At 73.8% G+C, this 24,273-nt stretch carries 26 protein-coding genes and 1 tRNA gene; 15 read left to right on the forward strand and 12 right to left on the reverse strand.

All coding sequences use genetic code 11. The annotated features are described in order from the left end of the window. The 6 genes from ACFSHS_RS14240 (at position 1) to ACFSHS_RS14265 (ending at position 4,688) form a co-directional block, all read left to right on the forward strand. Entirely contained in the window at positions 1–1,011 is a 1,011-nt protein-coding gene (locus tag ACFSHS_RS14240; protein WP_376877203.1) for an ABC transporter ATP-binding protein, read from the forward strand. Next, a complete protein-coding gene (locus ACFSHS_RS14245; protein ID WP_376877206.1) occupies positions 1,008–2,048 on the forward strand; it encodes an ABC transporter ATP-binding protein in 1,041 nt (346 codons plus the stop codon). Before ACFSHS_RS14240 ends, ACFSHS_RS14245 begins: the two co-directional genes overlap by 4 nt. Before the next feature lie 112 nt (positions 2,049–2,160). Further along, positions 2,161–3,135 carry an ABC transporter substrate-binding protein gene (locus ACFSHS_RS14250; RefSeq protein ID WP_376877209.1) on the forward strand — a complete coding sequence of 325 codons (975 nt, stop codon included), beginning with the start codon at positions 2,161–2,163 and terminating at the stop codon, positions 3,133–3,135. A gap of 93 nt (positions 3,136–3,228) precedes the next feature. Next, positions 3,229–3,316 (forward strand) — tRNA-Ser (locus ACFSHS_RS14255). Positions 3,317–3,771: 455 nt separating this feature from the next. Beyond that, positions 3,772–4,335, forward strand: a complete 564-nt coding sequence (locus ACFSHS_RS14260; RefSeq protein ID WP_376877212.1) for a dihydrofolate reductase family protein — start codon at positions 3,772–3,774, stop codon at positions 4,333–4,335. Positions 4,336–4,466: 131 nt separating this feature from the next. Continuing rightward, positions 4,467–4,688: a hypothetical protein gene (locus ACFSHS_RS14265; RefSeq protein WP_376877215.1), complete on the forward strand. Its 222-nt coding sequence runs from the start codon at positions 4,467–4,469 to the stop codon at positions 4,686–4,688. A 1,039-nt stretch (positions 4,689–5,727) separates the two neighbouring features. On the opposite strand, the gene ACFSHS_RS14270 is transcribed toward ACFSHS_RS14265, so the two are convergent. Both ACFSHS_RS14270 and ACFSHS_RS14275 read right to left on the reverse strand, forming a co-directional pair. Then, positions 5,728–6,387 (reverse strand): response regulator, encoded by a 660-nt coding sequence (locus ACFSHS_RS14270; RefSeq protein WP_376877218.1) that lies wholly within the window; start codon positions 6,385–6,387, stop codon positions 5,728–5,730. Continuing rightward, positions 6,384–7,583: a sensor histidine kinase gene (locus ACFSHS_RS14275; RefSeq protein ID WP_376877221.1), complete on the reverse strand. Its 1,200-nt coding sequence runs from the start codon at positions 7,581–7,583 to the stop codon at positions 6,384–6,386. The genes ACFSHS_RS14270 and ACFSHS_RS14275 overlap by 4 nt, the downstream gene beginning before the upstream one ends. A gap of 198 nt (positions 7,584–7,781) precedes the next feature. Here ACFSHS_RS14275 and ACFSHS_RS14280 point away from each other — a divergent pair, with 198 nt between their 5' ends. After that, positions 7,782–8,405 carry a hypothetical protein gene (locus ACFSHS_RS14280; protein ID WP_376877226.1) on the forward strand — a complete coding sequence of 208 codons (624 nt, stop codon included), beginning with the start codon at positions 7,782–7,784 and terminating at the stop codon, positions 8,403–8,405. Between the two features lie 206 nt (positions 8,406–8,611). On the opposite strand, the gene ACFSHS_RS14285 is transcribed toward ACFSHS_RS14280, so the two are convergent. The 3 genes from ACFSHS_RS14285 to ACFSHS_RS14295 all read right to left on the reverse strand — a co-directional run bounded on the left by ACFSHS_RS14285 (position 8,612) and on the right by ACFSHS_RS14295 (position 10,627). Then, the gene (locus ACFSHS_RS14285) at positions 8,612–9,253 is read right to left on the reverse strand and encodes an ATP-dependent Clp protease proteolytic subunit (protein WP_376877229.1); all 642 of its coding nucleotides are present in this window, start codon (positions 9,251–9,253) and stop codon (positions 8,612–8,614) included. Between the two features lie 409 nt (positions 9,254–9,662). Beyond that, positions 9,663–9,896, reverse strand: coding sequence for a DUF1737 domain-containing protein (locus ACFSHS_RS14290; protein ID WP_376877232.1), 234 nt, complete (start codon positions 9,894–9,896; stop codon positions 9,663–9,665). Beyond that, a complete protein-coding gene (locus tag ACFSHS_RS14295; RefSeq protein ID WP_376877235.1) occupies positions 9,893–10,627 on the reverse strand; it encodes a methyltransferase domain-containing protein in 735 nt (244 codons plus the stop codon). The genes ACFSHS_RS14290 and ACFSHS_RS14295 overlap by 4 nt, the downstream gene beginning before the upstream one ends. Before the next feature lie 464 nt (positions 10,628–11,091). Here ACFSHS_RS14295 and ACFSHS_RS14300 point away from each other — a divergent pair, with 464 nt between their 5' ends. After that, positions 11,092–11,907, forward strand: coding sequence for an uL10 family ribosomal protein (locus ACFSHS_RS14300; protein WP_376877462.1), 816 nt, complete (start codon positions 11,092–11,094; stop codon positions 11,905–11,907). 35 nt (positions 11,908–11,942) lie between these two features. Here ACFSHS_RS14300 and ACFSHS_RS14305 read toward each other — a convergent pair whose 3' ends face one another. The 5 genes from ACFSHS_RS14305 to ACFSHS_RS14325 all read right to left on the reverse strand — a co-directional run bounded on the left by ACFSHS_RS14305 (position 11,943) and on the right by ACFSHS_RS14325 (position 16,761). Continuing rightward, on the reverse strand, positions 11,943–13,805 hold the full coding sequence (locus tag ACFSHS_RS14305) for a helicase-related protein (protein ID WP_376877238.1): 1,863 nt from the start codon (positions 13,803–13,805) through the stop codon (positions 11,943–11,945). Between the two features lie 128 nt (positions 13,806–13,933). Beyond that, on the reverse strand, positions 13,934–14,509 hold the full coding sequence (locus tag ACFSHS_RS14310; protein ID WP_376877241.1) for a hypothetical protein: 576 nt from the start codon (positions 14,507–14,509) through the stop codon (positions 13,934–13,936). A gap of 72 nt (positions 14,510–14,581) precedes the next feature. Next, a complete protein-coding gene (locus ACFSHS_RS14315) occupies positions 14,582–15,697 on the reverse strand; it encodes an NAD(P)/FAD-dependent oxidoreductase (RefSeq protein ID WP_376877244.1) in 1,116 nt (371 codons plus the stop codon). 1 nt (position 15,698) lies between these two features. Further along, entirely contained in the window at positions 15,699–16,295 is a 597-nt protein-coding gene (locus ACFSHS_RS14320; RefSeq protein ID WP_376877247.1) for an LOG family protein, read from the reverse strand. A gap of 7 nt (positions 16,296–16,302) precedes the next feature. Then, a complete protein-coding gene (locus ACFSHS_RS14325; RefSeq protein WP_376877252.1) occupies positions 16,303–16,761 on the reverse strand; it encodes a MaoC family dehydratase in 459 nt (152 codons plus the stop codon). Positions 16,762–16,895: 134 nt separating this feature from the next. Here ACFSHS_RS14325 and ACFSHS_RS14330 point away from each other — a divergent pair, with 134 nt between their 5' ends. The 5 genes from ACFSHS_RS14330 to ACFSHS_RS14350 all read left to right on the forward strand — a co-directional run bounded on the left by ACFSHS_RS14330 (position 16,896) and on the right by ACFSHS_RS14350 (position 20,266). Further along, complete coding sequence (locus tag ACFSHS_RS14330) at positions 16,896–17,372, forward strand: NUDIX domain-containing protein (RefSeq protein ID WP_376877255.1); 477 nt, start codon at positions 16,896–16,898, stop codon at positions 17,370–17,372. A 194-nt stretch (positions 17,373–17,566) separates the two neighbouring features. Beyond that, positions 17,567–18,166: a hypothetical protein gene (locus tag ACFSHS_RS14335; RefSeq protein ID WP_376877258.1), complete on the forward strand. Its 600-nt coding sequence runs from the start codon at positions 17,567–17,569 to the stop codon at positions 18,164–18,166. A gap of 35 nt (positions 18,167–18,201) precedes the next feature. Continuing rightward, entirely contained in the window at positions 18,202–19,089 is an 888-nt protein-coding gene (locus ACFSHS_RS14340) for a 1,4-dihydroxy-2-naphthoyl-CoA synthase (protein ID WP_376877261.1), read from the forward strand. A gap of 89 nt (positions 19,090–19,178) precedes the next feature. Beyond that, on the forward strand, positions 19,179–19,511 hold the full coding sequence (locus tag ACFSHS_RS14345) for a hypothetical protein (RefSeq protein WP_376877264.1): 333 nt from the start codon (positions 19,179–19,181) through the stop codon (positions 19,509–19,511). A 149-nt stretch (positions 19,512–19,660) separates the two neighbouring features. Continuing rightward, positions 19,661–20,266 carry a TetR-like C-terminal domain-containing protein gene (locus ACFSHS_RS14350; RefSeq protein ID WP_376877267.1) on the forward strand — a complete coding sequence of 202 codons (606 nt, stop codon included), beginning with the start codon at positions 19,661–19,663 and terminating at the stop codon, positions 20,264–20,266. Between the two features lie 3 nt (positions 20,267–20,269). Here the strand turns inward: ACFSHS_RS14350 and ACFSHS_RS14355 are convergent, their stop codons facing one another. Beyond that, positions 20,270–21,292 (reverse strand): TetR/AcrR family transcriptional regulator, encoded by a 1,023-nt coding sequence (locus ACFSHS_RS14355; protein WP_376877270.1) that lies wholly within the window; start codon positions 21,290–21,292, stop codon positions 20,270–20,272. Positions 21,293–21,431: 139 nt separating this feature from the next. Between ACFSHS_RS14355 and ACFSHS_RS14360 the strand changes: the two genes are divergently transcribed. Both ACFSHS_RS14360 and ACFSHS_RS14365 read left to right on the forward strand, forming a co-directional pair. Beyond that, a complete protein-coding gene (locus ACFSHS_RS14360; RefSeq protein WP_465252827.1) occupies positions 21,432–22,550 on the forward strand; it encodes an NDMA-dependent alcohol dehydrogenase in 1,119 nt (372 codons plus the stop codon). A 97-nt stretch (positions 22,551–22,647) separates the two neighbouring features. After that, a complete protein-coding gene (locus ACFSHS_RS14365; protein ID WP_376877276.1) occupies positions 22,648–23,313 on the forward strand; it encodes an HAD family hydrolase in 666 nt (221 codons plus the stop codon). 74 nt (positions 23,314–23,387) lie between these two features. Here the strand turns inward: ACFSHS_RS14365 and ACFSHS_RS14370 are convergent, their stop codons facing one another. Continuing rightward, positions 23,388–24,224: a glycerophosphodiester phosphodiesterase gene (locus ACFSHS_RS14370; RefSeq protein WP_376877279.1), complete on the reverse strand. Its 837-nt coding sequence runs from the start codon at positions 24,222–24,224 to the stop codon at positions 23,388–23,390. Positions 24,225–24,273: the final 49 nt, after the last annotated feature.

Consider the following 24,273-nt stretch of genomic DNA (forward strand, 5'->3'; position numbering starts at 1 on the left):
GTGACCGCGCCGGTGCTGGAGGTCGAGGACCTGCGGGTGCGGCTGCGCACCCCGCGCGGCACGGCCCACGTGGTCAACGGGCTGAGCTACACGGTCGGGGCGGGGGAGACCGTCGCCGTCGTCGGCGAGTCCGGCAGCGGAAAGAGCGTCTCGGTGCTCGCGCTGCTGGGCCTCCTGCCGCCGCGGGTGGCCACGGTGACCGGCCGCGCGCTCCTGCAGGGCGAGGACCTGCTCGCCATGTCGCCCGAGCGGCTGCGCCAGGTGCGCGGCCCGGGCGCCGGCATGGTCTTCCAGGACCCGATGACCTCGCTGAACCCGGTGCTGACCATCGGGCGGCAGCTGGTCGAGGGGCTGCGGGCGCACGGCGACGTGGACAAGGCCACCGCCCGCCGTCGCGCCGCCGAGCTGCTCGGCGAGGTGGGCCTGCCCGACCCGGAGCGCGCGCTGGACCGCTATCCGCACGAGCTCTCCGGCGGCATGCGCCAGCGCGTGGTCATCGCGATAGCGCTCAGCAACTCACCGGCCCTGCTCATCGCCGACGAGGCGACGACGGCGCTGGACGTGACCGTGCAGGCGCAGATCATCGACCTCGTCGAGCGCCTGCAGTCCGACCGCGGCACGGGCGTCATCTGGATCACCCACGACCTCGGCGTCGTCGCCGGCATCGCCGACCGGGTGCTGGTCATGTACGGCGGGCGGTGCGTGGAGGACGGCACGGTGGACGACGTCCTCGAGCACCCCGCGCACCCGTACACCCGCGGCCTGCTCGGCTCGCTGCCCGACCTCGCCGCGCCCGCCGGCCCCGACGGCGAGGTGCCGGAGCTCACCACGGTGCCGGGCCTCCCGCCCCCGCCCACCGACCTGCCGCCCGGCTGCGTGTTCTGGCCGCGGTGCCCGGTGCGGGGCGACGCGCGGTGCGAGACCGAGCAACCGCCGCTCGCCGTCGTGGGGACCTCGGCCGGGACGCTGCCGCACCGGGCGGCGACGTGGTGCTCGGAGGAGGTCTCGTGAGTGACGTGCTCGTGTCGGCCCGCGGGCTGGAGGTGCACTTCCCGGTGCGGTCGGTCGGGCTGCGCCGGGCCCCCACCGGGGTGCTGCGCGCGGTCGACGGCGTGGACCTCGACATCCACCGCGGCGAGACCCTCGGGCTGGTGGGGGAGTCCGGCTGCGGCAAGTCCACGCTCGGCAACGCCCTCCTGCACCTGGTGCCGCCCACCGGGGGCACGATCACCTTCGACGGCACCGACATCACGACGCTGGACCGGCGCGGGCTCAAGGAGATGCGGCGCCGGGCCGGCATGGTGTTCCAGGACCCGTTCGCCTCCCTCGACCCCCGCCGGACGGTCGCGCAGACGGTCGCCGAGCCGCTGGAGGTGCACGGGCTCCGGTCGGGACGGCGGGAGCGCGCGGCCCGCGTCGGCGAGCTGCTGGAGCTGGTCGGCCTCGATCCCGCCGTCGCCGGGCGGTATCCGCACGAGTTCTCCGGTGGCCAGCGCCAGCGGGTGGGGATCGCCCGGGCGCTGGCCGGCGAGCCGGACTTCCTGGTCTGCGACGAGGCCATCGCCTCGCTGGACGTCAGCGTGCAGGCCCAGGTGCTCAACCTCCTGCGGCGGCTGCAGCGCCGGCTGGGGCTGACCCTGCTGTTCATCTCGCACGACCTGTCGGCCGTGCGGCACCTGTCGGACCGGATCGCGGTCATGTACCTGGGGCGGGTCGTCGAGATCGGTCCGGCGGCGGCCGTCGGGTCGGACCCGAAGATGCCGTACACGCAGGCCCTGCTGTCCGCCGTCCCGGTGCCGCACCCCTCCCTCGAGCGGGCCCGGCAGCGGATCGTGCTGCGCGGGGACGTCCCCTCGCCGTCCGCCGTCCCCAGCGGCTGCCGGTTCCGGACCCGCTGCCCCTACGTGTTCGAGCCCTGCCCGGACGTCGATCCGGCGCTGCAGCCGGTGGGGGCACCCGGTCAGGTGGCGGCCTGCCACCTGCACGGCGTGGTGGGCCGCCCCGTGGGGGACCGGACGCCGGCGGGGATCACCGCTCCCGAGGGGTGATCATCGGCACATCGCCCGCCGACGCGCCGGGTGGAGGCGGCCGTGCCCCGATGATCGAGCCGGAGTGACGCACGTCGTGCCCGACCCCCCCCCGTCGACAGGAGGAGATGCGATGCGCCGCAGGACGGCCGCACTCATGGCCGCGCCGCTGCTGCTCGCCGTCGCGTGCGGTGGCGCCGAGGACGCGGACGTCGGCGCCGGCGTGACGGCGACGGAGGAGCTCGAGGAGGTGACCGTGGGCGTCATCCCCACCGTCGACGTCGCCCCGCTCTACCTCGGTGAGGAGAAGGGCTTCTTCGCCGACCAGGGCATCGACCTCACGTTCGAGGCCGGCCGGGGCGGCGCCACGATCGTCCCCGGCGTGATCAACGGCCAGTACGACATCGGCTTCAGCAACATGGTCTCGCTGCTGCAGGCGGCGGAGCAGGAACTGCCGCTGGAGCTGGTCGGCAGCGGGGTGGCCTCGACCGGCGTGCCGGGGGCGGACTTCGCCGCCGTCGTCGTCCTGCCCTCGAGCGGGATCACCGACGCCGCCGGGTTGGCCGACAAGCGGATCGCGGTCAACACCCGCAACAACATCGGGACGACGACGGTCAACGAGTCCATCCGGACCGCGGGGGCCGACCCGTCCGGTGTGGAGTACGTCGAGGTGCCTTTCCCGGACATGCCCGAGGCGCTCGCCGACGGGGACGTCGACGCGATAGCGGTCGTCGAGCCCTACCTGACGATGGCCACGGCCGACGGCGCGGTCGTCGTCGCCTCGAACCTCGTGGACGCCGTCCCGGGGTTGACCGTTGCCGCGTACTTCACCAGCCGCGAGCTCGCGACGGAGGAGCCCGACCTGGTCGAGCGGTTCACCATCGCCCTGGAGCAGTCCCTGCAGTACGCGTCCCAGCACGGCGACGAGGCGCGCGCGGTCCTGCGGTACTACATGGAGACCGAGATCGACCAGGCGGTGCTCCGGTCGATGACGCTGCCGGCCTGGCCCACCGAGTTCGACCGGTCCTCGGTGCAGCGGCTGGCCGACCTGGCGATCGAGGACGGCCTGCTGACGGAGGAGCCCGACCTGGACGCGCTGCTGCCGTGAGCCTCCGGGCGCGCGCCACGGCCCGGGTGTAGCCCGGCTGGTGGCCCCGAGGTCGGCGGCGGACGACGGCGGGCACTAGCCTCGACCGGGCCAGGAGGGCTCGCCTAGTGGCCGATGGCGGCGGTCTTGAAAACCGCTAGGAGTTCACAGCTCCTCGTGGGTTCGAATCCCACGCCCTCCGCGCTCTCGAGCAGGCGCTGTGCGCTGTCTGCGGGGACTCCCGACGTTCGGTGGGGCGTCGTGCCCGCCGCGAGGCGTCAGCGAGGCTGGTAGGTATCCCTCCGCAGGGCCAGGGAGCGGCCTCGCACGGTGCGTTCGGCCAGCCAGGCCTGGCTGTACGGGCTGCTCGGGCGGGGCGGCCTTCACCGTCGTCCAGCTCGGTGCCGACCGACACGACGCTCGCGGCGGCTCCATCGCGGTGCGGACAGGGCTCCGTAACCGGGCAGGCCTGCGGGCGGGTCATACGGGACGGTCGTCCCCTGACCCACGACGTGACCTGCCCATCCCGTTGAGGGTTCCCTTCCGTACACACCATCCGCTTGGCGTGGTGGTCAACCGACCCTCGGTGTGGCCTGACCGGTGATCTCTCCGCGCCGTGCTGGTCTGTACGCCGAATACCGACTCACGGGAGGCGCCATGCGGAAACTGACCTTCGGCATGAACCTGACCCTGGACGGCTACATCGCCGCGCCCGGCGACGACCTCGGCTGGAGCGTGCCGAGCGATGAGCTGTTCCAGTGGTGGTCCGACCGGGTGGGGGCGACGGGCCTGGCGCTGTACGGGCGCAAACTGTGGCAGACGATGAGCTCCCACTGGCCGACCGCCGACCAGCAGCCCGGCGCCACACCGGCGGAGATGGAGTTCGCCCGCCGCTGGCGGGATATGCCGAAGGTGGTGTTCTCCTCCACGATCAGCGCGGTCGACTGGAACGCCCGCCTGGTCACCGGCGACGCGGTCACCGAGATCACCCGGCTCAAGGCCGAGGACGGCGGCCCGATGGACATCGGCGGCGCCACACTCGCCGCAGCGGCGATGCGGGCGGGGCTGATCGACGAGTACGCGATCGTCACTCACCCGGTCCTGGTGGGCGGCGGCACGCCGTTCTTCACGGCCCTGGACAACTGGGTGAACCTGACCCTGGTGCAGACCCGGACGTTTCCCGACGGCGTGGTCCTGACCAGGTACGAGACCGGGCACTGAGTGCCCGACGTCGGATCGGCGCGGGCTTCGGGCCGCCCGAGGATCTCGTGGCGCTTGTTCCGAGGCGATTGTGATACCGCCGCCGGATCACAGGCCGTGTATGCATGGGATCGGCTTGCGACACGGCAGCCGTGGAGGACATCGCCGCGGTCGCCCACGAAGCGATCGTGTCTCGCGACTGGGCGACGGTGCGGCATCTTCTCCACCCGTATCTCCACTGGACCCGGGCCGACGGCGTCGTTGTGCGCGGGCGGAGCAAGCTGCTTGCCATGCTTCAGGGCGACCACTCCGCGCTGGGCCTGCCGCGATGCGTCGAGCTCCGGGAAGGGCAGATCTACCGCTGGCTCACGTGAGCGCCTCGCTGCCGGCTCCCATCCGGAACTCGGCGGGCGACTGCCCTGTCCCGTCCGAACGTCGCCGTAGCGGGTTCGCCTTACGGGAGGGGCTGCGGGTCGTCGGTGGCTTAGCCGTGTAGCGAGTGACCCATAGCGGCCCACCAGTTGGGCAGCTTGTTCCGTGGTGAGGTCCCGCGTCAGCGACTCGACGACCTTGCGGTGTGACGGCTGGGTGAGCTGAGTGAGCAGTGCGCCCACGAGGAAGTCGGGCGTTGGACTGACCGGAACGTCGGCGCCTGGCTACATCGAGTGTGCCCAGGTGAAGAGGTTGTACAGCGTGGCATCGTCCTGCCCTCCCAGTAAGGGGACGCGTCGCAGGACCGCCAGGGCAGTAGTACACACGGACCACCGACCAGCACGGGCGCCAGCGCTACGACTACACCGCGCCAGCCTTCGACTTCTCCCGTCAGCTGGTCTATGACGAGGCCGGCTTGGTACTGGCGTATCCCGGCATCGCCGTACGCACCTTCCAACGCGCGCCTCAGCAGATCGATCCACGCGCCCGGCAAGGGATCGGTGGAGCGCGCTGCGCGCGCCTGCCACGGCTTGCCGATCGGGAGTCAGGCGGGCTCGGGCACGCCTCCGGTGTCGCCTCCGGGATCCTCCGGTGTGGATTCGATCGGGGCAGGTGGCAATGGCTCCGGGGCGTCAGGGAGCAACTCTGCCGGATCGTCTGGCACCGGCTCGTTCGGGTTGATGATCGGGTCCGGCTCCGGGGGTGGCGCGGTCATGCCGAGAGTGAACCAGCGTGCCCGTCTCGATGGCGGCCCTCTCGGGACGCTGGCGGCTGGTTCCTGCGGACTGGCTTAGGTCGCCGTGGGGGTTCCTTCTGCGAATCGGCCAGCAAGGTAATGGCGGCAGCGCATTGGGCGGTCCCTTGGAACCACCGCCCGAAGATCTACGGATGCGTGCTGTTCTTGGCCGGATGTTCCGGCGGTAGAGGTACCGGTTCTCGCGGTGCCGCGGCGCGCTGGTCGCCCAGGTCATCCGGTGGTCGTCAGGCCCCGGCCCGTACCAGCCCGGCCTCGTAAGCCACCACGACGGCCTGGACGCGACCTCGGACGCGCAGCTTGGTCAGCACACGGGCGACGTGTGTCTTGACTGTGCCTGTGCCGACCACCAGATGCTCGGCGATCTCGGCGTTGGACATGCCGCGCGCCATGAGAACCAGCACCTCGCGCTCCCGATCGGTGAGCTCGGCGAGCCGCGGGTCGCTTCGCGCCTGCGGCCGGGACCGCTCGACGAGGTCGGCCAGCAGCCGCCGAGTGATCTGCGGTGCGAGGAGGGCCTCGCCCGAGGTGGCCGTGCGGACGGCGCCGATCAGCCGCTCGCGCGGCATCGACTTGAGGAGGAACCCAGCCGCCCCGGCCTTGAGCGCGGCGACGAGGGCGTCGTCGGAGTCGAAGGTGGTCAGCATGACGACGGTGGTGTTCAGGTCGGGATCTGCGGCGATGCGCCGGGCGGCCTGTAGACCATCGATCCCGGGCATGCGGACGTCCAGCAGGGCAACGGCGGGATGGTGTTGTCGACACAGGGCAACCGCCTCCGCGCCATCGGCGGCCTCCGCGACCACCTCGAGATCGGGCTCGGTCTCCAGGATCATCCGGAGTCCTGCCCGGACGAGAGCCTCGTCGTCGGCAAGGAGGACGGTGATCACCGGCGCGCCGGGGCGATCGGGAGGCTCGCTGTCACCTGCCAGCCGGGGCGGTCCCCGAGTGGTCCGGCGGCGAGCTGACCGCCGAGCAGGCCCACCCGCTCCTGAAGGCCGGCCAGGCCGAACCCGGAGGAGCCCGTCGACCCGTTGGTCGCCGCAGTGCTGCCGGCGTCGACGACCTGCACGCGAAGGGCGTCCCGGTCGCGGCACAGGCTGACTTGCACCGGCGCGCCCGGGGCGTGGCGCAGCGCGTTGGTCAGCGCCTCCTGCACGACCCGGTAGGCGGTCGTGCTCACCGTCGCCGGCAGGTCAGCAGGCAGGTCGATCGCGTGCCAGTCCACGTTCGCGCCGGCGCCGCGCACCCGCTCCACCAGCTCCGCGACCTCGTCCAGCCCTCCGGCGCCGGGGTCCACGTCGTCGCCCGCGCGGAGCACGTCGAGGACCTGGCGGACGTCGGCGAGCGCCGTGCGGCCGGCGGCCGCCGCCACGTCCAGCGCTTCGGCCGCCGCCTGCTCGCGGTCACCGAGCCGGGCCTGCGCCGCCTCGGTGTAGAGCAACATGAGCGTGATGCCGTGCCCGATCACGTCGTGGCACTCCCGCGCGATGCGCCGCCGCTCTGCGGCGGCGGCCTCGGACCGGCGGGCCCGTTCCTCAACGGCCCGCAGCTGCTCGGCGGCGAGGCGGCGTTCGGCGACGATCGCGCGGTCCAGGTGCTCGCGGCCGAGGCGGGCCAGCAGCCAGAGCGCGACGGGGATGCCCGCGTTGATGACGATGTCGGCGATGTTCCGGCCCTCGGGCTGGGTCAGTGGGTACACGACCGCGTCCGGCAGCACGAGGGCGGCCAGTCCGAGCGCTGCGGCCCGCCGGGAGCTGGCGTACCAGCCGACCGAGTAGGTCACCAGCAGGTAGACGACGTAGACGGCGGCCGACGGGGCGGTGCCCAGCGCGCCGGTGGCTGCCATGCCGACGCCGCAGACCGCGGCCGCCAGCGTCGGGCGGGTGCGCCGGAGCGTGACGGATCCGCAGATGCAGGCCAGCAGGAGGTGCTGCAGGACGGGTGGGCCCTCGAGGAGATGGGCACGGGCGAACAGCTCGGCCTGGGTCAGCACGAGGAACGCCGTGGCGAGGACGCCGTCCCGGATCGTGACCGGGAGCGCGCGCCAGCGGGCGCGTGGTCGTCGCAGCCAACCCTCGGGCACGGGTCGATGCTAGGGACCCGGAGACTCTGCGGACGTCTCCCGCGAGGCGGAGAGTGGATCTGCCGAAAGGCATACGCGGTCTCCGCTGTCCGGCGCGTGAACAGGATCGCGCGACGGATCTGCTGCAGCGCGCCCCCTGCCTAGCGTCCATGCCACCGCCGACAGGAAGCCGGCGCGGACCGACCGGAGGGCACCGACATGACCACCACCACCGTGCAGACCACCGACCGACGGCAGCGGGCGGCGATCGGCGCAGCAGGCCTGGGCGCCGTGCTGGCCTTCGTCGGTTCGGTGCTGTCCTTTCCGGATCCCCTGGGTGGGTCGGGGACGGCCGCCGAGGCGGCGCGCAGGCTGGAAGGGACCGCCGTCGACCGGGCGGTGCTGCTCGTCGGCGTCTACGTCCTCCTCGCGACGGTCGTGGTCGCGGCGCTGACCGCAGCCCTGCCCGATCGCAGCGCCGCCCGGCGAATCGTGCCCGCCCTCGGGGTCGCCCACCTGTTCCTGTTCGCGCTGAGCGCGGCGGGCCTCGGCGGCGCCCGCGCCGCCGGGGACATCTTCGACGGGGTGACCCCGGCTGCGCTGGAGGCCGGTCTCGTGCTGTCGAACGCGGCGTTCCCGCTCGCTCAGTCGGCCGGCGTGGCCTTCGGCGTCGCGGTCTTCCTCGCCTCGCGGTCCGCGGATCGGATCCTGCGCGGGCTCGGCGTGGCGGCCGGCGTGATCGCCGTCGGACTCCTGGTGCCCCCGGTCGGCTGGATCGTGCTCTACCTGACACCTGCCTGGTTCGCCGTGACCGGCGTCCTGCTGGCGGTCCGCAACCGCTGATCACGAGAAGACACCGCACGCGACGCGGGGCCGATCAACTAGTAGTTGGGCGGCCTCGCAGTTCGCTGCCCCGACAGCCGTTGCAGAGATGCCCGACCTGCTTCCGATCACCGTTTCCGCCCGCCACCACGCCAAGCCGCCCGAGCATGTGAAGCGGCCGGTCAGCGATCCCTATGGGCACGTCAGACCCTGCGCCTGAGTGCGGTTCAGTCTGCGGTTACTGGGTTGTCGCCGGTAGGCAGTCCGGCGGCGGTAGCGACGACGTGGTCGATGAGGCCGTACTGCTCAGCCTGCTCGGCCGTGAACCAGCGGTCGCGGTCGGAGTCACGCTCGATCTGTTCGACGGGTTGGCCGGAGTGCTGGGACTGCAGCTCGTTGACGTCCCGCTTGAGCCGCCGAAGCATGTCGGCCTGGATGGCGATGTCGGACTCGGTGCCGCCGACCCCGGCGGAGACCTGGTGCATCATGATCCGAGTGTGCGGCAGCGCGAAGCGCTTGCCCGCAGTGCCGGCCGTGAGCAGGAACTGGCCCATCGAGGCGGCCATGCCGAAGGCGTAGGTGGCGATGTCGCAGTCAATGAACTGCATCGTGTCGTAGATCGCCATGCCGGCGCTGACTGAGCCGCCGGGTGAGTTGATGTAGAGGTGGACGTCGCGGCGCGGGTCGTCGGCCGACAGCAGCAGCATCTGCGCGCAGAGCTGGTTGGCGACGTCGTCGTCCACCTGGCTGCCCAGGAAGATGATCCGCTCGCGCAGCAGCCGGTCGAAGATCGCGTCGTGCAGGCTCGCCGGCCCGCCCGCTCCGCGCAGCTGGGCAGGGCCGCCATCGGTCATCGCACCGGAATGCATTTGTCGTTCCTCCGCAGATCCGTGGTTTCTTCATCTGGAGCCTGTCGGAAGGGGGAGTGAACGGCGTGATGAGATCGTCCCATTTCGCCGACTGCAGAATAATTGTGCCGGGAGCGAAACGGTATTGACGCTCTATTGTCTGGATCGCCGCAGTGTTCGGCATGGACGGTTCCACGGGCTCCGACGTCAGTACGCGCGAAGCGATTCCCATGACCTCACCGGCCAGGCCGCCGGCGTTGGGCGTTACGCGCTGGCGGGCCAGAGATCATCCGTGGGTCCCGGTCGAAGGCGTCGACGTGGCGGGTACGGACGGCCAGCTGGCTGACCAGATGCCGGACTCCGCACCCGACGCGAAGCGCGCGAGCGGCACCCGTGAGCAAGGAAGAGCTCTGCTCGAGCGTCGCGGCCGTCACCTGCTCGCTGGTCGGCGGCCTGGGGCGTGATCCTCATGGCCTCCTGGCTGCTGGCGCCGGGGCAGAATCATCGCTCGGACGGCGATGATCCGGCGGCCGTCGAAGGTGAGCGCCGGAGAACCATGCAATCGGTAGCCCTCCGCCAGTGCCTGCGACACCCGGGCGCAGAAGGTCGTGTCGTCGGGTCCGGGGAGCAGTCGGTAGGTCAACGGCTCGTCGGCGGTCGTCATCGCACGACACCCGTCGACCGCAGTTCCAGCATGGTCCGAGCGCCGCGCTGGAACTCGTAGTCGACGTCCACGAGGCTCGACGCCACTCCGTCGTAGGTGAGTTGCTCGATCAGCTGCTCGAGGAGGCCGGACACCGGCTGTCCGGATTGGTCGATCAATGGATAGACGCGGACCCGACCGGGGCTGACCCGGATCAGCTCCCGAAGCGCTGCCAGGTGGAAGTCGGTGTCAAGGCGATCGGCATAGGTGAACAACAGGTGTGAGGACAGAACCAGGTCGAACGCGTCATCAGGAAATGGCAGGTCTGGCAGGGCCGCGGCGACGTATCGGTCGGGCCGGCGCAGCAGGTCCTCGCCGAACAGGCGCGCTGAGTTTTCCCGCATGCGGGCATGCCCGGCCGGGTCGCCGTAGAAGTCCCAGATGTAGCGGTGGGCATGGGCCGTGGCCCAGGCGCTGCCGCGACGCACTTCGCCGTCCAAACGACCGATGAGCTCAGCGACGGGCGTGGAGTACACGGGGTCGGCGGCGACCGCGTCGCCGCCCTGCTCGCAGAGGGTGGCGGTGGAGCTCGATCCGCCGCCGGGGCAGTCGAGCACCCTGCCGGCGACATCAGTGCTGGTGAGGGCGAACATGGCCTGGTACTCGACGAATGAGCGGGAACTGATCAGGTAGTCGCCGATGCTTCGAGCGCTCGATGACGTGTACTCGGCAGGCTGAGGTCGTTGCTGCACGGAAAGGCCCTTCCTCGGTGAGAGGGTGGACCGAACGCGTGAGCCAGCCCACTCGGAGTACTGGTGGACTGGAGCGACGACTGGCAGCCACCTACCGGTGGCGCCACCACAGCTGCGTCGTCATGCCGGGCAGCGTCTCATACGAATGTCGGCCCACCGGACTGGAGCACCACGCGATCCGCCGTCGTCCCGGTGGTGCCGACACGCCGGGTCGTGCCGCCGCCCGCGGGATGACCGGGCCTCGCTCCCCAGCGTTTCCGCTGGTGGACGTGGCGCATGTCGACAAGGCGGTGCTCCGGGCGACGGGTCACCTACACCCGACGGCGCCGGCCGCAACGATCCGGTGACGGGCCCGGCGCGAGGGTGCCGAGGGTCGGGTCGTCGGCCCGTGCGGAGCCCTACCGTTCGCATCGTCCGCGGCACTTCCCGGCCGCGACGACGGTGCGGAGGAGTCACGCGTGACCATGGGCGCGACGCTGGGGTGGCCGACGATGGCGGTCCTGGGCTTCCTGCTGCTGACCGGGGTGGTGGTTGCGCTCGGGATGACCTCGACCGCCCGCTACGAGTTCGAGCGCAACGGTGCGCGCGAGCCCCGGGCCGCGGAAGCGCGGGGCTACGGTGGGCCCGCCACCGGCGGCCGGTCCGGCCGGCCCTCGGCCGACGCCACGGACGCGCAGGCGCGTCCCGCCGCGGTGGACCTCGCCGTCCGCCCGGCGCCGGCGGCGGGTGGCCCGGGGTGGTGGCTGGTCGACGAGTCGGGGCAGGCGGTGGCCGGCCCGTTCGCCGACGCGGTCGACGCCGACTGGCTCGCCCTGGCCGAGGGGCTGGCGGCCGTCTCGGTCTTCGGCACCCGTGGCGGCGACGGGAGCGTGGCGCCGCGGCCCTCGCCGGAGGAGCGGGCGTGGCTGGGCGAGCTGAGCGACCAGCTGGACCGGCTCCCGGCGGACTGGGACGCGCTGCTGTCCGACACCGACCCGCTGACCACGCTCCTGGTGGAGGTCGCCGCGGCCCTGGTGGAGGCCGGCCTCCCGCTCCAGGACGCCGCGGGGCCCCACCCCGCGGGCGGTGTGTGCCTGACGCCCGAGGGCACGTTCCGCGGCGTCCTCGTCAGCTGGCGCGCCCACGACCGGATGAGCGTGCACCACAAGCGGGGAGCCGCCGCCTCCGCCACCGTGCAGCAGTCCATGAACGCCGCCGTCGCCGACATCCTGTGGAACCTGGGTTTTCTGGTCGAGCCGTTCGGGGCGGCCGGAGGCGTGCTGGTGACCGCGCTGCGCTGAGCCCGCCCGGACGCCGTCCGTTCGCCGGCGCCGGATCAGCGGGAGCGGGAGGCCCGCCCGTCGCCGGCGCGGCCGCGACCCCGGCCGTCGGAGGCCCGTCCGCGGCGGCCCCGGTCGCCGCTCTCGGACGCGGCCACCCGGCCGCCCCCCGTCCGGGGATGGCGGCCGTGCCCGTCGTGGTGCTGGGTCCGCCGGTGGTGGTCGCGACCGGGACCCCGTCCGGCCGCACCGACCGAGCAGTCGCGGCAGGTGGTGAACCACGGGGCGATCCCGGCGCCGCAGCTGGTGCACCGGCCCGACGCCGAGAGCGCGATGGCGTCGGGGAGCAGCTCGGTGATCCGCTCGGCGGCGGCCTCCTCGACCTCCGCGGCGTCCTCGCCGGCGAGACCCGCGACGCCGGGGAACGACCGCAGCAGGGTCTGCGCGTCCCGGGCCGCGGCGGCGGCCTGCTCGTAGTCCTCGACGGTGCCGCGGGCGGGCAGCGGCTCGAGCACGCTCTCCGGCGGAACGGGCAGCCCGGCCGCCGAGCGGAGCGCCGCCCTCGCCAGCACCAGCCACCGCGTGCGGCGGGGCGGGTTGTAGTCGATGGGCAGGTTGATCAGCCGCCACACCGTCCACAGGTCGCCGACGGCGCCGAGCGGGCCGCGCAGCAGGGGCAGCAGCGCGTGCACCCGCACGATCAGGCCGGTCACGTCGTCGGCGGTCATCGCCTGGTCGCGCGTCTCCGCCCGGGCCCACGACATCCAGCGGGTGAGCGCCTCCGGCAGGTCGACCGGCTCGAAGGCACCCAGGTCGTCGAGCTCGGGACGCAGCCGCGGCGCCCGCCGGGGCAGGTCGCTCATCGCGTCGCCGCGGGCCACCTCGGCACCGGCCTGCAGCAGCCGGGCATCGGCCCGCATGCCGGTGAGCCCGCTGAGGACCCCGACCGTGCCGTGCCCGGTGAGGCCGTAGCGGCCGGCCCGGCCGGCGATCTGCGCGGTCTCCCAGGTGCGCAGCGGCCGCCGCTCCTCGCCGTCGAACTTGGTCGTCTCGGCGAACAGCACGGTGGTGGCCGGCACGTTGATCCCGTGGCCGATGACGTCGGTGGTCACCAGCACCTCGGTCTCGCCGCGGGTGAACCGGTCGATCACCTCGCGCCGGGTGGCCGGCGGCAGGGCGCCGTAGAGGACGCCGACCTTCCCGGGCCGGTACGGGTCCAGGGCCGCGGCGACGGCGTAGACGGCCTTGCGGGAGAACGCGACCACGAGGGTCTGCGCGCGGACGCCGTCCGGCCGCACCGGCGCCCGGAGCACGTCCAGGCGGGACAGCCGCTTGTGGTTGACGACGGTGATCCGCTCCGCGTCGGCGACCAGCGGCTTGAGCAGCAGGTACGCCTCAGCCGCGGAGATCAGGTGCATCTCGCGGTACTCGCCGGTCAGGACCAGCCTCGCCCAGTGGTGCCCGCGGTCCGGATCGGCGACCCAGTGCGACTCGTCGAGCACCAGCAGGTCGCCGCGCATGGGCGCCTTCTCCACGGTGCAGCAGACGATCGGCGCGTCGGGGTGGATCTCCTCCTCGCCGGTGGCGAGCCCGACGGTGCCCGGCGGCAGCTGCTCGGACAGCCGCGCATAGGCCTCGTGCGCCAGCTGGCGCAGCGGAGCGGCGTAGACACCCGAGCGGTTCGCGGCCAGCGCGGCGAGGGAGTCGTGGGTCTTGCCGGAGTTGGTCGGGCCGAGGTGGAAGACGACGTGCTCGGGGCGGGTGGCCCGGACCGGGAGCTCGGGCTCGGCGCCGGCCACCCAGCTCTGCTGGGCCAGCCGCTCGACGCGGGCGGCGGCGCGGTCGTCCTCACGGGTGCGGAGATCGAGCGCCGTCGCGCGATCACGGCGGCGGGCAGGGGACCGGGGAGGAACGCTCACAGGAGGAGAACAGCCTTCGATCGGCGGAGGTCGGGATGGGTCCACCCGCGGCGGCTCGTAGCCAGGACGCGCGGATGCTACGGATGGCAACCGCAGGAACCGCCCGCACATGCCCGGCCGGGGCAGTGTCACGCAGCACGTCGCGCACCCGCTCCGAGCGCCGGGAGCAGGCGGACCTCGATGACCAGCCCGCGGGCGGCGACCACCTCGTTCAGCGTCCGCGGCTCCGCCAGGCCGGACGGGGTGCGGTAGGCGACGGTCACGGGACAGTCGACGACGTCGTCGTCCGGCCCGACCGCCCGGAGCGTGGTCCGGACCGGGAGGACGCGGTCGGCCACGTCGGCCCAGCCGAGCGTCGTCCGCGGGACGACGATCAGCAGCGCCAGGTCGCCGAGCAGCCCGGCGGTGTTGCCGACGAGGATCCGGTGGGACCGGTGGCGCGGCCACGGTGGATCCGGCTGGACCACCTCGACCCGGGTGCCGAGCGCGGTGAGCAGGCGGGCCGCGGTGCACAGCTGCAGGCCCTGGCGACGGCGGACCGACCCGGCGGGCAGCCAGGCGGCCCGGGCGCGGAATCCGCCGAGCACGGCGGTGAAGCGCAGCCGCCGGGCCTGCTGGGTGGCGGCGTCGGCGTGGACGGCCTGGGAAAGCGGGACGGACGGCGGGAGCGGGACGGCGGGCGCACGGGGCGGGGCTGCGGTCACGGCGCTCAGCGTCCCGGCGGCCGATGACCATGACGTGACCCCGACGCGACGGCCCCGCGAACGTCCGGGGCCTCAGCGGAGGCGGCAGGCCGCGGCGGTGAGGGTGCGGGTGGTCAGCCGGCCGTCGGCCAGACCCAGGTGGACCACGTCGTCGAAGACCCGCTGGTCGTCGGCCGCGGCCCGGAACACCGCGTCCATCACACGCGGCCAGCGGCTGGCCCAGGACGCGGTCGACGAGTGCAGCAGGTGCCGTCCCAGGTGCCGCCGCACCGCCCGCCGGTACTCGGCCCCGGCCGCGGCCCCCCGCACCGCGGCGGCGCCGGCCAGCGCGCCGGAGAGGACGGCGTAGAAGATCCCCTCGCCGGTCAGCGGGTTGATCAGCGACGCGGCGTCCCCGGCGAGCAGCACCCGCCCGTCGGGCTGGCGCGGCCGGCCGGTCGACAGCGGCAGCCGGTGCGCCCGCAGCCCGGTCGGGGCCACGCCGGGCAGGAGCCGGTCGAGCCCCGCCAGCAGCCCCTCCCGGTTCACCCCGCCGGACACCAGCTCGCCGTAGCCCACGTTGGCCCGCCCGTCGCCCAGCGGGAACGACCAGGCGTAGGCGGGCCACCGCTGCTCGGTCGTGGCGATCAGCTGCACCTCCGCCAGCCCCGCGGGGACGGGCGCGTACCCGCGGAGGGCGACGGCGATCTGCCGCGGTCGGTTGGGGGCGGCCCCCAGCGCCCGGCGGACGACGGACTCCGCGCCGTCCGCCCCGACCACCACGCCGGCGGTGAGCACGCCGTCGACCTCCACGTGCGAGGGGCGGGCCACGACCCGGCGGACGACGTGCCGCCGGAACCGTGCGCCCGTCGCCAGCGCGGCGGTGAGCAGCCGGGCGTCGAGCACCGCGCGCGGGACGACCCGCGCCGGGCGGTGCATCGTCCGCTCCACCGTCGTCCCGCCGGGGGAACGCAGCCGCAGCCTCGGGACGCTGGCCCACCCGTCGGTCAGGGCGGCCGGGTCGAGCCCCAGCTCGGCCAGGACGTCGAGCGCCTCGGGCGCGATGCCGTCGCCGCACACCTTGTCGCGGGGGAACTCCGCGCGGTCGAGCACCAGCACCCGGGCCGCGGGGGCGGCGCGCCGCGCCGCCGTGGCGCAGGCGGCACCGGCCGGCCCACCCCCCACGACGACGACGTCCCAGTGCTCCACGTCAGCCGGCGCTCCGGTCTCCTGCGGGGGGCGGGGGGCCCGTCCGCCACTTCCGCGGTGGGTGCTCGTACCCCTCGATGAACGACAGCAGGCCCACGGCGTCCACCACCACGCCGAACGCGTCCAGCCGGGCGACGTCGAGATAGCCGTCGTCGACCATGCGCCGCAGCTGGGCGAGCAGCGGCTGCCAGAAGCCGTCGACGTCCAGCAGCGCGGTGGGCTTGGCGTGCAGGCCGAGCATGCCCCACGTCCAGGCCTCGAACAGCTCCTCGAGGGTGCCCGCCGCGCCGGGGAGCGCGACGAACGCGTCGGCGAGGTCGGCCATCACCGCCTTGCGCTCGTGCATCGACGGCACGACCTCCAGCCGCGGGAGACCGGGGTGGGCGACCTCGTCGTCGACCAGGTGCTGCGGGATCACGCCGATGACCTCGCCGCCGGCGGCCAGCGCCGCGTCGGCGACGACGCCCATCATCCCGACGTGCCCGCCGCCGTAGACGATGCCGACGCCGGCGGCGGCCAGGTCGCGGGCGAAGGTGGTCGCGGCCGCGGCGTGCGACGGCGGACCGGCATGGGAGCCGGTGAAGACGGCGACCCGCACGCCGGCGTCAGCCGCCGTAGTAGCGGTAGACCGGCTCGGCGATGCAGACCGGCTTGTCGCCGCCCTCGCGCTCGATGACGGCGGACAGGGTCAGCTGCAGGCCGCCGGCCACCTCCTCGACCGACTTCAGGGTGGCGGTCAGCCGGACCTTGGACCCCACCGGCACGGGGGACGGGAAACGCACCTTGTTCAGCCCGTAGTTCACGCCCATCACCGTGTCGGTCACCGCGAGCACCTGCGCCGACAGCGGGGCCAGCAGCGACAACGTGAGGTACCCGTGCGCGATCGGGCCCCCGAACGGGCTCTCGGCCTTGGCGCGCTCGACGTCGACGTGGATCCACTGGTGGTCGCCGGTCGCGTCGGCGAACAGGTTGACGTGGTCCTGGGTGACCTCGTGCCAGTCGCTGCTGCCGAGCTCGGTGCCGACGAGTCCGGGGACCTCGGCCATGGTCGTCGTGGTGGTCATGCGGTGCGTCCTCCGGAGTCCAGGGGTTCCTCGAGCAACCTAGTGCTCCGGGTGCGGAGCGCACCCGGAGGACGAGCTTCCGCCACCCCCCCGCGCGCTCGCCGTCCCTTGCGCGGACCGGGTTCACTGGTCGGGTGCTCGCCTCGACCGACGGCTGGACCATCTGCGCCCAGGGGCACCGGCATTGGGGCCGCGCCGGCGCCGCCGGGCTGCTGCTGCACCGCGACGGGGTCCATGGGCCGGAGCTGTTGCTCCAGCACCGGGCGGAGTGGTCGCACCACGGCGGCACGTGGGGCACGCCGGGCGGGGCCCTGCACCACGGCGAGACGGCGGACGACGGCGCGCTGCGCGAGGTGCGCGAGGAGCTGGGCCTGACCGCCGCCGACGTCGTCCTCGGCGCGCGCTCGGTCGACGACCACGGCGGCTGGTCCTACACGACGGTGCTGGCCCGGCCGGCCCGCCCGATCGAGGCCGCCGACCTCCGACTGGACGGCGAGAGCACCGGCGTCGCCTGGTTGCCGCTGGCCGACCTGGACGCGGTCGAGCTGCACCCGGGGCTGGCCGCGTCGCTGTCACGGCTGCGGGCCCTGCTCGAGGAGGCGCACCGGTAGTCGCGCAGAGCGGGCATGAGGTGGCTCTGCGTGGGTAGACGGCCACGGAAGTCACCGCAGCACCGAAGGAGCCGCACCTGTCCCGCCGTCACCGGCACCGCGCCCCGGGCGCCGCGTCCCGCGCAGCCCTCGGGCTGGGCGCCGCCCGCGCCGCTCTGCAGCGACACCGTGCTCGCGTCCTCCTGGTGCTGGGCGTGGCGTGCGCGGGGCTGCTGGTCGCCGCGCCCATCGCCCTGCTCGTCTCCGGGGGCAGCTCGAACGGCAGCTCCTCCACGAGCCCCGACGGCGTGTTCACCGGGGGACCGGGCACCGGCGCCGACGGCGGAGCGGGACGCGGCGGCGCGGGGGTGGCCACGGAGTCCGCGGAGTCCCCCGCACCCGGGCTGCCCCCGGTGGGCACGGCCGGGGACGCGACGTCCGTCGCGGGTGCCGACCTGACCGGGATCGGAGGCGACGGTCCGCTCCCGGGAGCCGCGGGGAGCGCGGCCGTCGGCGACCAGGGGGGTGGCAGTTCCGCCGGCGGTACTCCGGCGGCCGGGGCGCCGGCGCCCGTGGGCGGGGGCGCGCAACCCGGCGGAGCAGAGCCCGGCGGAACGCCCTCCGGAGGCTCCGGTCCCGGCCAGAGCCCGGACCCCGGCACGTCTCCCGGGGGAGGAGCGCAGGGCCCGCCCCCGGCGGAGGAGCACGACTGCGGCTGCCCGGACGGCCCGGTCGACCCCGTGACCGACGTCGTGGAGGACGTGGTGGGGGTCACCGAGCCCGTGGGGGAGACCGCCGGCGGCCTGCTGCCCTGACGACCCGGCCCGGACCCCGGGTTAGGTTCGAGCGCATGAGCGCCCGCGACGACGTCTCCGAGATCTTCGACAGCTCCGCGTGGCGGCCGGTCGAGGGCTTCGACTTCGCCGACATCACCTATCACCGCGCGGTGGACGCCGGCGTGGTCCGCATCGCCTTCGACCGGCCCGAGGTGCGCAACGCCTTCCGCCCGCAGTCGGTGGACGAGCTGATCACCGCACTCGAGCACGCGCGGCTGTCCACCGACGTCGGGTGCGTGATCCTCACCGGCAACGGCCCCAGTCCCAAGGACGGCGGCTGGGCCTTCTGCTCCGGCGGCGACCAGCGGGTGCGGGGCAGGTACGGCTACGAGCGCTCCGCCGGGTCCAGCGGCCGGCTGCACGTGCTCGAGGCGCAGCGGCTCATCCGCTTCATGCCCAAGGTCGTCATCTGCGTCGTCCCCGGGTGGGCCGCCGGGGGCGGGCACAGCCTGCACGTCGTCTCCGACCTGACCCTGGCCAGCGCGGAGCACGCGCGGTTCAAGCAGACCGATGCCGACGTCGGCAGCTTCGACGGCGGGTTCGGATCGGCCTACCTCGCCCGCCAGGTGGGGCAGAAGTTCGCCCGCGAGATCTTCTTCCTCGGGGACGAGTACACGGCCGAGGACGCTCACCGGATGGGCATGGTCAACCGCGTCGTCCCCCATGCCGAGCTGGAGACGACCGCGCTGACCTGGGCGAGGCGGATCGTCGCGAAGAGTCCGACCGCCCAGCGCATGCTCAAGTACTCGTTCAACCTGATCGACGACGGCCTCGTGGGTCAGCAGCTGTTCGCGGGCGAGACCACCCGGCTGGCGTACATGGCCGAGGAGGCGGTGGAGGGCCGCGACGCCTTCCTGGAGAAGCGCGACCCGGACTTCAGCCGCTTCCCCTGGCACGTCTGACGAGTGGCCCCGCAGCTTCCGGTACAGAAAGCTCGGGGGTGTACCGCAGCTTTCGGTACCGAAAGCTGACGAGGGACCGGGAGGATGACGTGATCGTCGAGGTGGTGACGGGCGCCGACGAGCGCCCGCAGGCGCGGGTCGTCGACGTCGACGACCTCTCGAAGCTCTTCCTGGCGCTGGGCGAGGTCACCGACGAGGAGGCGGCCGAGGTGCTCGAGCGGTCGGGGCTCGGTCGCCTCACGGACGGCGGCACCGCGGTGCTCGACCTGGCCGCGGTCAGGGCCGCCGCCGAGCCGCGGGCGACCGCCCCCGACTGGCAGTCCCGATGGGACGAGCTGGTCACCCACGCCCGGACCCAGGGCCGGCTGTCCGAGGACGGCGCCGGACTGCAGGTGCCCGTGCAGAGCGCCGCCGGGGCCTGACACCGCCGATCCCGCCCGTGACCTGGGCGGATGCTGGGCGATGTACAAGAAGTTTCATGCTCAATTTTTTTCCGCCCGGTCATTGTGGTCGCCGCGTCGACGCGCCAGGATGTCGCGGTGCCTATGACGTCGCGTCACGGATTTGCGTCATGAGTGGGACCCCCGGGCGGCCGCTGAGCGCCGAGCTGTCCGAGCAGCTGCTCGAGGTGGCGGTCGACATCCTCGCCGAGGAGGGGTGGGGCCGGCTCAACAGCGACCGGATCGCCGCCCGCGCCCGGGCGGGGAAGGCGGGCATCTACCGCCGCTGGCCGAGCATGGCGGCGCTGGCCCGCCACGCCGTCGCCCGGTTCCGGCTCGTCACCCTTCCCCAGGACAGCGGCTCCCTCCGCGAGGACCTGGTCGCCCTGGCCGCCCGCTGGAGCCGGCCGCTGGACCGCGAGGAGCGCGCGGTGGCCAGCCTGGTGGGCGCCGCCCGGTACGAGGAGGACCTGCGCACCGGCCTCGACGAGGCGGTCGTGCGCCCGCTCGCCGCGGCGGTCGCCGAGCTCGGTCGGCGGTCGGACGCCCGGGGGGAGCCGATCGAGCGGGGGCGGCTGGCGCTGCTGGGCTCGGTGCTTCAGGCCTTCTGGTGGCAGCGGTACACCACCGCCGGGGACGGCGCGATGACCGCCGACGAGGTCGAACGCGTGGTCGACGACGTGCTGGTGCCGATCGCGACCCCGGCGGCGTTCGCCGCCGCCTGCGCCCGGGTCTGAACGTCAGCCGGCGCGGCGGGCCGGCCCGGGGCAGCAGGCGGCCGGCCGCGGCCGGCCGGTGCCCACCGGCGCCGCTGCGCCCGCACGGCCGGCCACCACGGCCAGGGCGGCCTCCATCTGGCCGAACACGCAGTCGGCCATGTCCTCGACCGCGGCCGACAGGTGCGCGGCGTCCGCGCCCTCGGCGACGAGCGGCCGGTGCTGCATGATCAGCACGCGGGCGGCGGTCAGCCACGTGGCGGCGATCAGCGGCGCGGCCGTGCGCGGATCGGCCGGTGCGTCGGGTGCGTGGTCGCCCGGAGCCGTCGTCCACGCCTCGACCAGCGCCGTGGTCAGGCGGCGCTCGCACTCGAAGACCAGTTCCCGTTCCCGGGCCAGCAGTGTGTCCGACGCGTGCAGGGTGGCCATGTAGCGCTGCCGCTCCGGCGTGGCCAGGGAGCCGACCAGCGAGCCGCAGAACTGGACGAGGGACGAGCGCAGCGCCGTCAGCGGCGCGACCGAGGCGTCCCGGGACCGCACCGCATCCGCCGGACCGTCGACCCACGGTGTGCGACCGTCGAAGAAGAGTTCCTCCTTGGTCGCGAAGTGGTTGAAGACCGTCTGGACGGCGACGTCGGCCTCGCGGGCGACGTCGGCGATGGTCACCGCGTCGAAGCCCCGCTCGTCGAACAGCCGGTGCGCCACGGCGCGGATCTGCTCGCGCGTCCGCGCCTTCTTCCGCGCCCGTCGATCGTTCAGCTCACTCACAGTGCCAGGATAAGCACGGAAAGTGGCTACCGCTCGTCGACGGCGCGGGTTCGTTCCGTCACGGGCCGCCCAGTCGAGGGCGGTCCGGAGCCGGTCGTCGTCCCCGGCCACGGGGTGCTGGGCGTCGTAGGCGGCGTTGGCCAGCGCCACGACCGACGCCGTCGCTCCGTGCGCCGCCGCCTCCTCCCGGAGCCCGCCGAGGGTGACCCCGAACAACCGGGTGCAGGACGCCGAGGCGCCGGGGTGACCGGGACCGCCGTCGGCGAGCGGGACGAGCACGGCCCCCGCACCCGGGACAGACCTCGGTGCGCCGGGTCGGGTCGTCGGCGGGCACCGTCCGATGGTGCCGCACCCGTGCGCCCGACGCGGAGCGAGGGCCCGTGCGGCGCGCGCAGCCGGAGCAGGCAGCATGTCGGCCGTGCGAACGAGAGCTGCGGTGCTGCGCCGGCCCGGGACTGAGTACGAGATCGTCGAGCTGGAGGTCCTGGACCCGGGACCGGGCGAGGTGCTGGTCGAGATCGCCTACGCCGGGCTGTGCCACTCCGACGAGCACCTGCGGCACTCCAACCCGGGTGGGCGGTACCCGATCGTCGGCGGCCACGAGGGATCGGGTGTCGTCCTCGCCGTGGGGCCCGGCGTCACGGCCGTCGCGCCCGGCGACCACGTCGTCACGAGCTTCCTGCCCGCCTGCGGCCACTGCCGGTTCTGCGCGCAGGGCCGCTCGAACCTCTGCGACAAGGGCGCCACGATCGCGAAGGGGGAGCTGCCCACCGGCACCTACCCGTTCCGGCTGGACGACGAGCCGCTCGGCGGCTTCTGCATGGTGGGCGCCTTCGCCCGGCACACGCTGCTCAGCGAGTTCTCCTGCGTGCGGATCGATCCGTGGATCCCGCTGGACACCGCGGCGCTCGTGGCGTGCAGCGTGCCGACCGGCTGGGGTTCGGCGGTCTACTCGGGCGGCGTGCGCCCCGGCGACACCGTGGTCGTGGTGGGGCTCGGGGGCGTGGGCGTGAACGCCGTCCAGGGCGCGGTGCACGCCGGTGCGCTGCACGTCGTCGGCGTCGACCCGGTGCCGATGAAGCGGGAGTTCGCCGGGTCCCTCGGCGCCACCCGTACCGTGGCGAGCACCGACGAGGCGGCGGGCCTGGCGCGGGAGCTGTCCCGGGGCACCGGTGCCGACGTCGTGGTGGTCACGGTGGGGAAGATGTCGGCCGAGGCGTACGCGGGGGCGGCGTCGTCCCTGGGCAAGGGCGGCACGCTGGTGCTGACGGCGCTGGCCGACCGCCCCGGGGAGGGCACCGTGTCGCTCAACGGGCAGCTGGCCACGGTGTTCGAGCAGCGCATCCAGGGCTCGCTGTTCGGGTCGTGCAATCCGTTCCGCGACATCCCGATGCTGTTGCGCCTGCACGAGGAGGGCCGGCTGGAGCTGGACCGGCTGATCACCCGCCGGTACACCCTGGACGAGATCAACCAGGGCTATCGCGACCAGGCGGCCGGCGAGACGATCCGCGGCCTCCTCGACCACTCGACGTCCTGAGCTTTCTGTACCGGAAGCGGCGGTCTCCCCCGCAGCTTTCGGTACAGAAAGCGCGGGATCGGTTCGGGGCGGCGGGCGGATGGGCAGTGCGGGGCGCATGACCGCAGCGCGCATCGCCGTCCTCGATGTCGACGGCACCCTCGTCGACACCAACTACCAGCACGCCCTCGCGTGGTACCGGTCGTTCCGGTCGCTGGGGGAGACCTATCCGATCTGGCGGATCCATCGGCTGATCGGGATGGGCGGCGACCAGCTGGTGGCCGCGCTCGGCGGGGACGAGGTGGAGGAGCGCATCGGCGACGAGGCCCGGGAGCGGTGGGTGAAGGAGGCCGACCTGATGATGGGCGAGACCGCGCTGCTGCCGGGTGCGCGGACGCTGATCGAGGCGCTCAAGGACCGTGGGCACCGGGTGGTCCTGGCCAGTTCCGGCAAGCCGCACCACGTCGAGCGCGCCCTCGACCTGCTCGACGCCCGCGAGATCGCCGACGGGTGGACCACCAGCGACGACGTGGAGTCCACCAAGCCGGCGCCGGACCTGCTGCAGGTCGCGCTGGAGAAGATCGGCGCGCCGGCGGACGCCCCGAGCATGGTCGTCGGCGACTCGGTGTTCGACGTCGAGGCGGCGAAGAACGCCGGGATGCCGGCGCTCGTCGTCCGCTCGGGAGGCTTCGGGGACGACGAGCTGCGCGACGCCGGTGCACTGGCGATCTACGACACCCCGGGCGACCTCGCCGCGGCCCTCGACGAGACCGACCTCTCCTAGCCGCTGCCTCGGAGGACGGCTCCCGGACGCTCTGCCTCTGCCCACCGTGGTGGGCAGAGGCAGAGCGTGCGCCGTTACGGGGCGGGCACGTCGCGGCCGAGCCGGCGGAGCAGCTCGGCGGGACGGTCGGTGATGGCGACGTCGACGCCCAGGTCGCGGACGAGGTCCATGTCGCTGGCCCGGTTCACCGTCCAGACGTGCACCTCCTTGCCCGCAGCCTGGGCCTCCGCGACGAAGCCGGGATCGGAGCGCAGGATCGCGACGCTCGGACCGACCGCCGTCGCGGTCCCGTGCAGCAGCTCGCGCCGGACCGGCCGCAGCCGGACGCCGATCAGCTGCACCGTCGGCATCCCCGGTGCCAGCTCCGCCATCCGCCGGACGGCGAGCTGGGAGAAGCTCATCATCCGGACCGCCGGCCTGCCCGCCCACTCGACGGGCGTGCCGTCCCGGAGCAGCCCGAAGCGGTGCAGGCAGCTGATCAGCGCCTCCTCCACCCTGCGGGTGTGCCGGGTGGGGTGCTTGGTCTCGATGGCCAGCCGCACGGTCCCCGGGGTGGCGGTGATGTAGTCGAGCAGCCGGTCGAGGGTCAGCACGAGACCGTTCTCGACGTCGGGCTCGTCGCTCACTGCGGCGATCTCGTCGTCGGCCCACCGGGTCCACCGGGCCCGGCGGGGACCGAACTGGTACTGCTCCAGCTCGGCCAGGCGGAGGGCCGAGACGATGCCGCGCCCGTTGGAGGTGTGCCTGATCTGGCGGTCGTGCACGCAGACGAGCACGCCGTCCCGGGTCATCCGGACGTCGCACTCCACCGCGTCGGCGCCGACCTGGGTCGCGTGCCGGTAGGCCGCGAGGGTGTGTTCCGGCGCGCCCGCGGCGGCGCCCCGGTGGGCGACGACCTCGGGGAGGGTCACCGGAGCGGGACGGGGCGGACGACCGGCACGGGAAGATCCTCTCCCGTCC

It is taken from the genome of Blastococcus deserti, assembly GCF_042682525.1.
In the GTDB taxonomy this organism is placed as follows: Bacteria; Actinomycetota; Actinomycetes; order Mycobacteriales; family Geodermatophilaceae; genus Blastococcus_B; species Blastococcus_B deserti.

Coding starts and splice junctions, on each gene's coding strand:
- ACFSHS_RS14250 (WP_376877209.1), top strand. CDS start 2,161: ATGCGCCGCAGGACGGCCGCACTCATGGCCGCGCCGCTGCTGCTCGCC.
- ACFSHS_RS14260 (WP_376877212.1), top strand. CDS start 3,772: ATGCGGAAACTGACCTTCGGCATGAACCTGACCCTGGACGGCTACATC.
- ACFSHS_RS14280 (WP_376877226.1), top strand. CDS start 7,782: ATGACCACCACCACCGTGCAGACCACCGACCGACGGCAGCGGGCGGCG.
- ACFSHS_RS14285 (WP_376877229.1), bottom strand. CDS start 9,253: ATGCATTCCGGTGCGATGACCGATGGCGGCCCTGCCCAGCTGCGCGGA.
- ACFSHS_RS14290 (WP_376877232.1), bottom strand. CDS start 9,896: ATGACGACCGCCGACGAGCCGTTGACCTACCGACTGCTCCCCGGACCC.
- ACFSHS_RS14300 (WP_376877462.1), top strand. CDS start 11,092: ATGGGCGCGACGCTGGGGTGGCCGACGATGGCGGTCCTGGGCTTCCTG.
- ACFSHS_RS14325 (WP_376877252.1), bottom strand. CDS start 16,761: ATGACCACCACGACGACCATGGCCGAGGTCCCCGGACTCGTCGGCACC.
- ACFSHS_RS14340 (WP_376877261.1), top strand. CDS start 18,202: ATGAGCGCCCGCGACGACGTCTCCGAGATCTTCGACAGCTCCGCGTGG.
- ACFSHS_RS14350 (WP_376877267.1), top strand. CDS start 19,661: ATGAGTGGGACCCCCGGGCGGCCGCTGAGCGCCGAGCTGTCCGAGCAG.
- ACFSHS_RS14365 (WP_376877276.1), top strand. CDS start 22,648: ATGACCGCAGCGCGCATCGCCGTCCTCGATGTCGACGGCACCCTCGTC.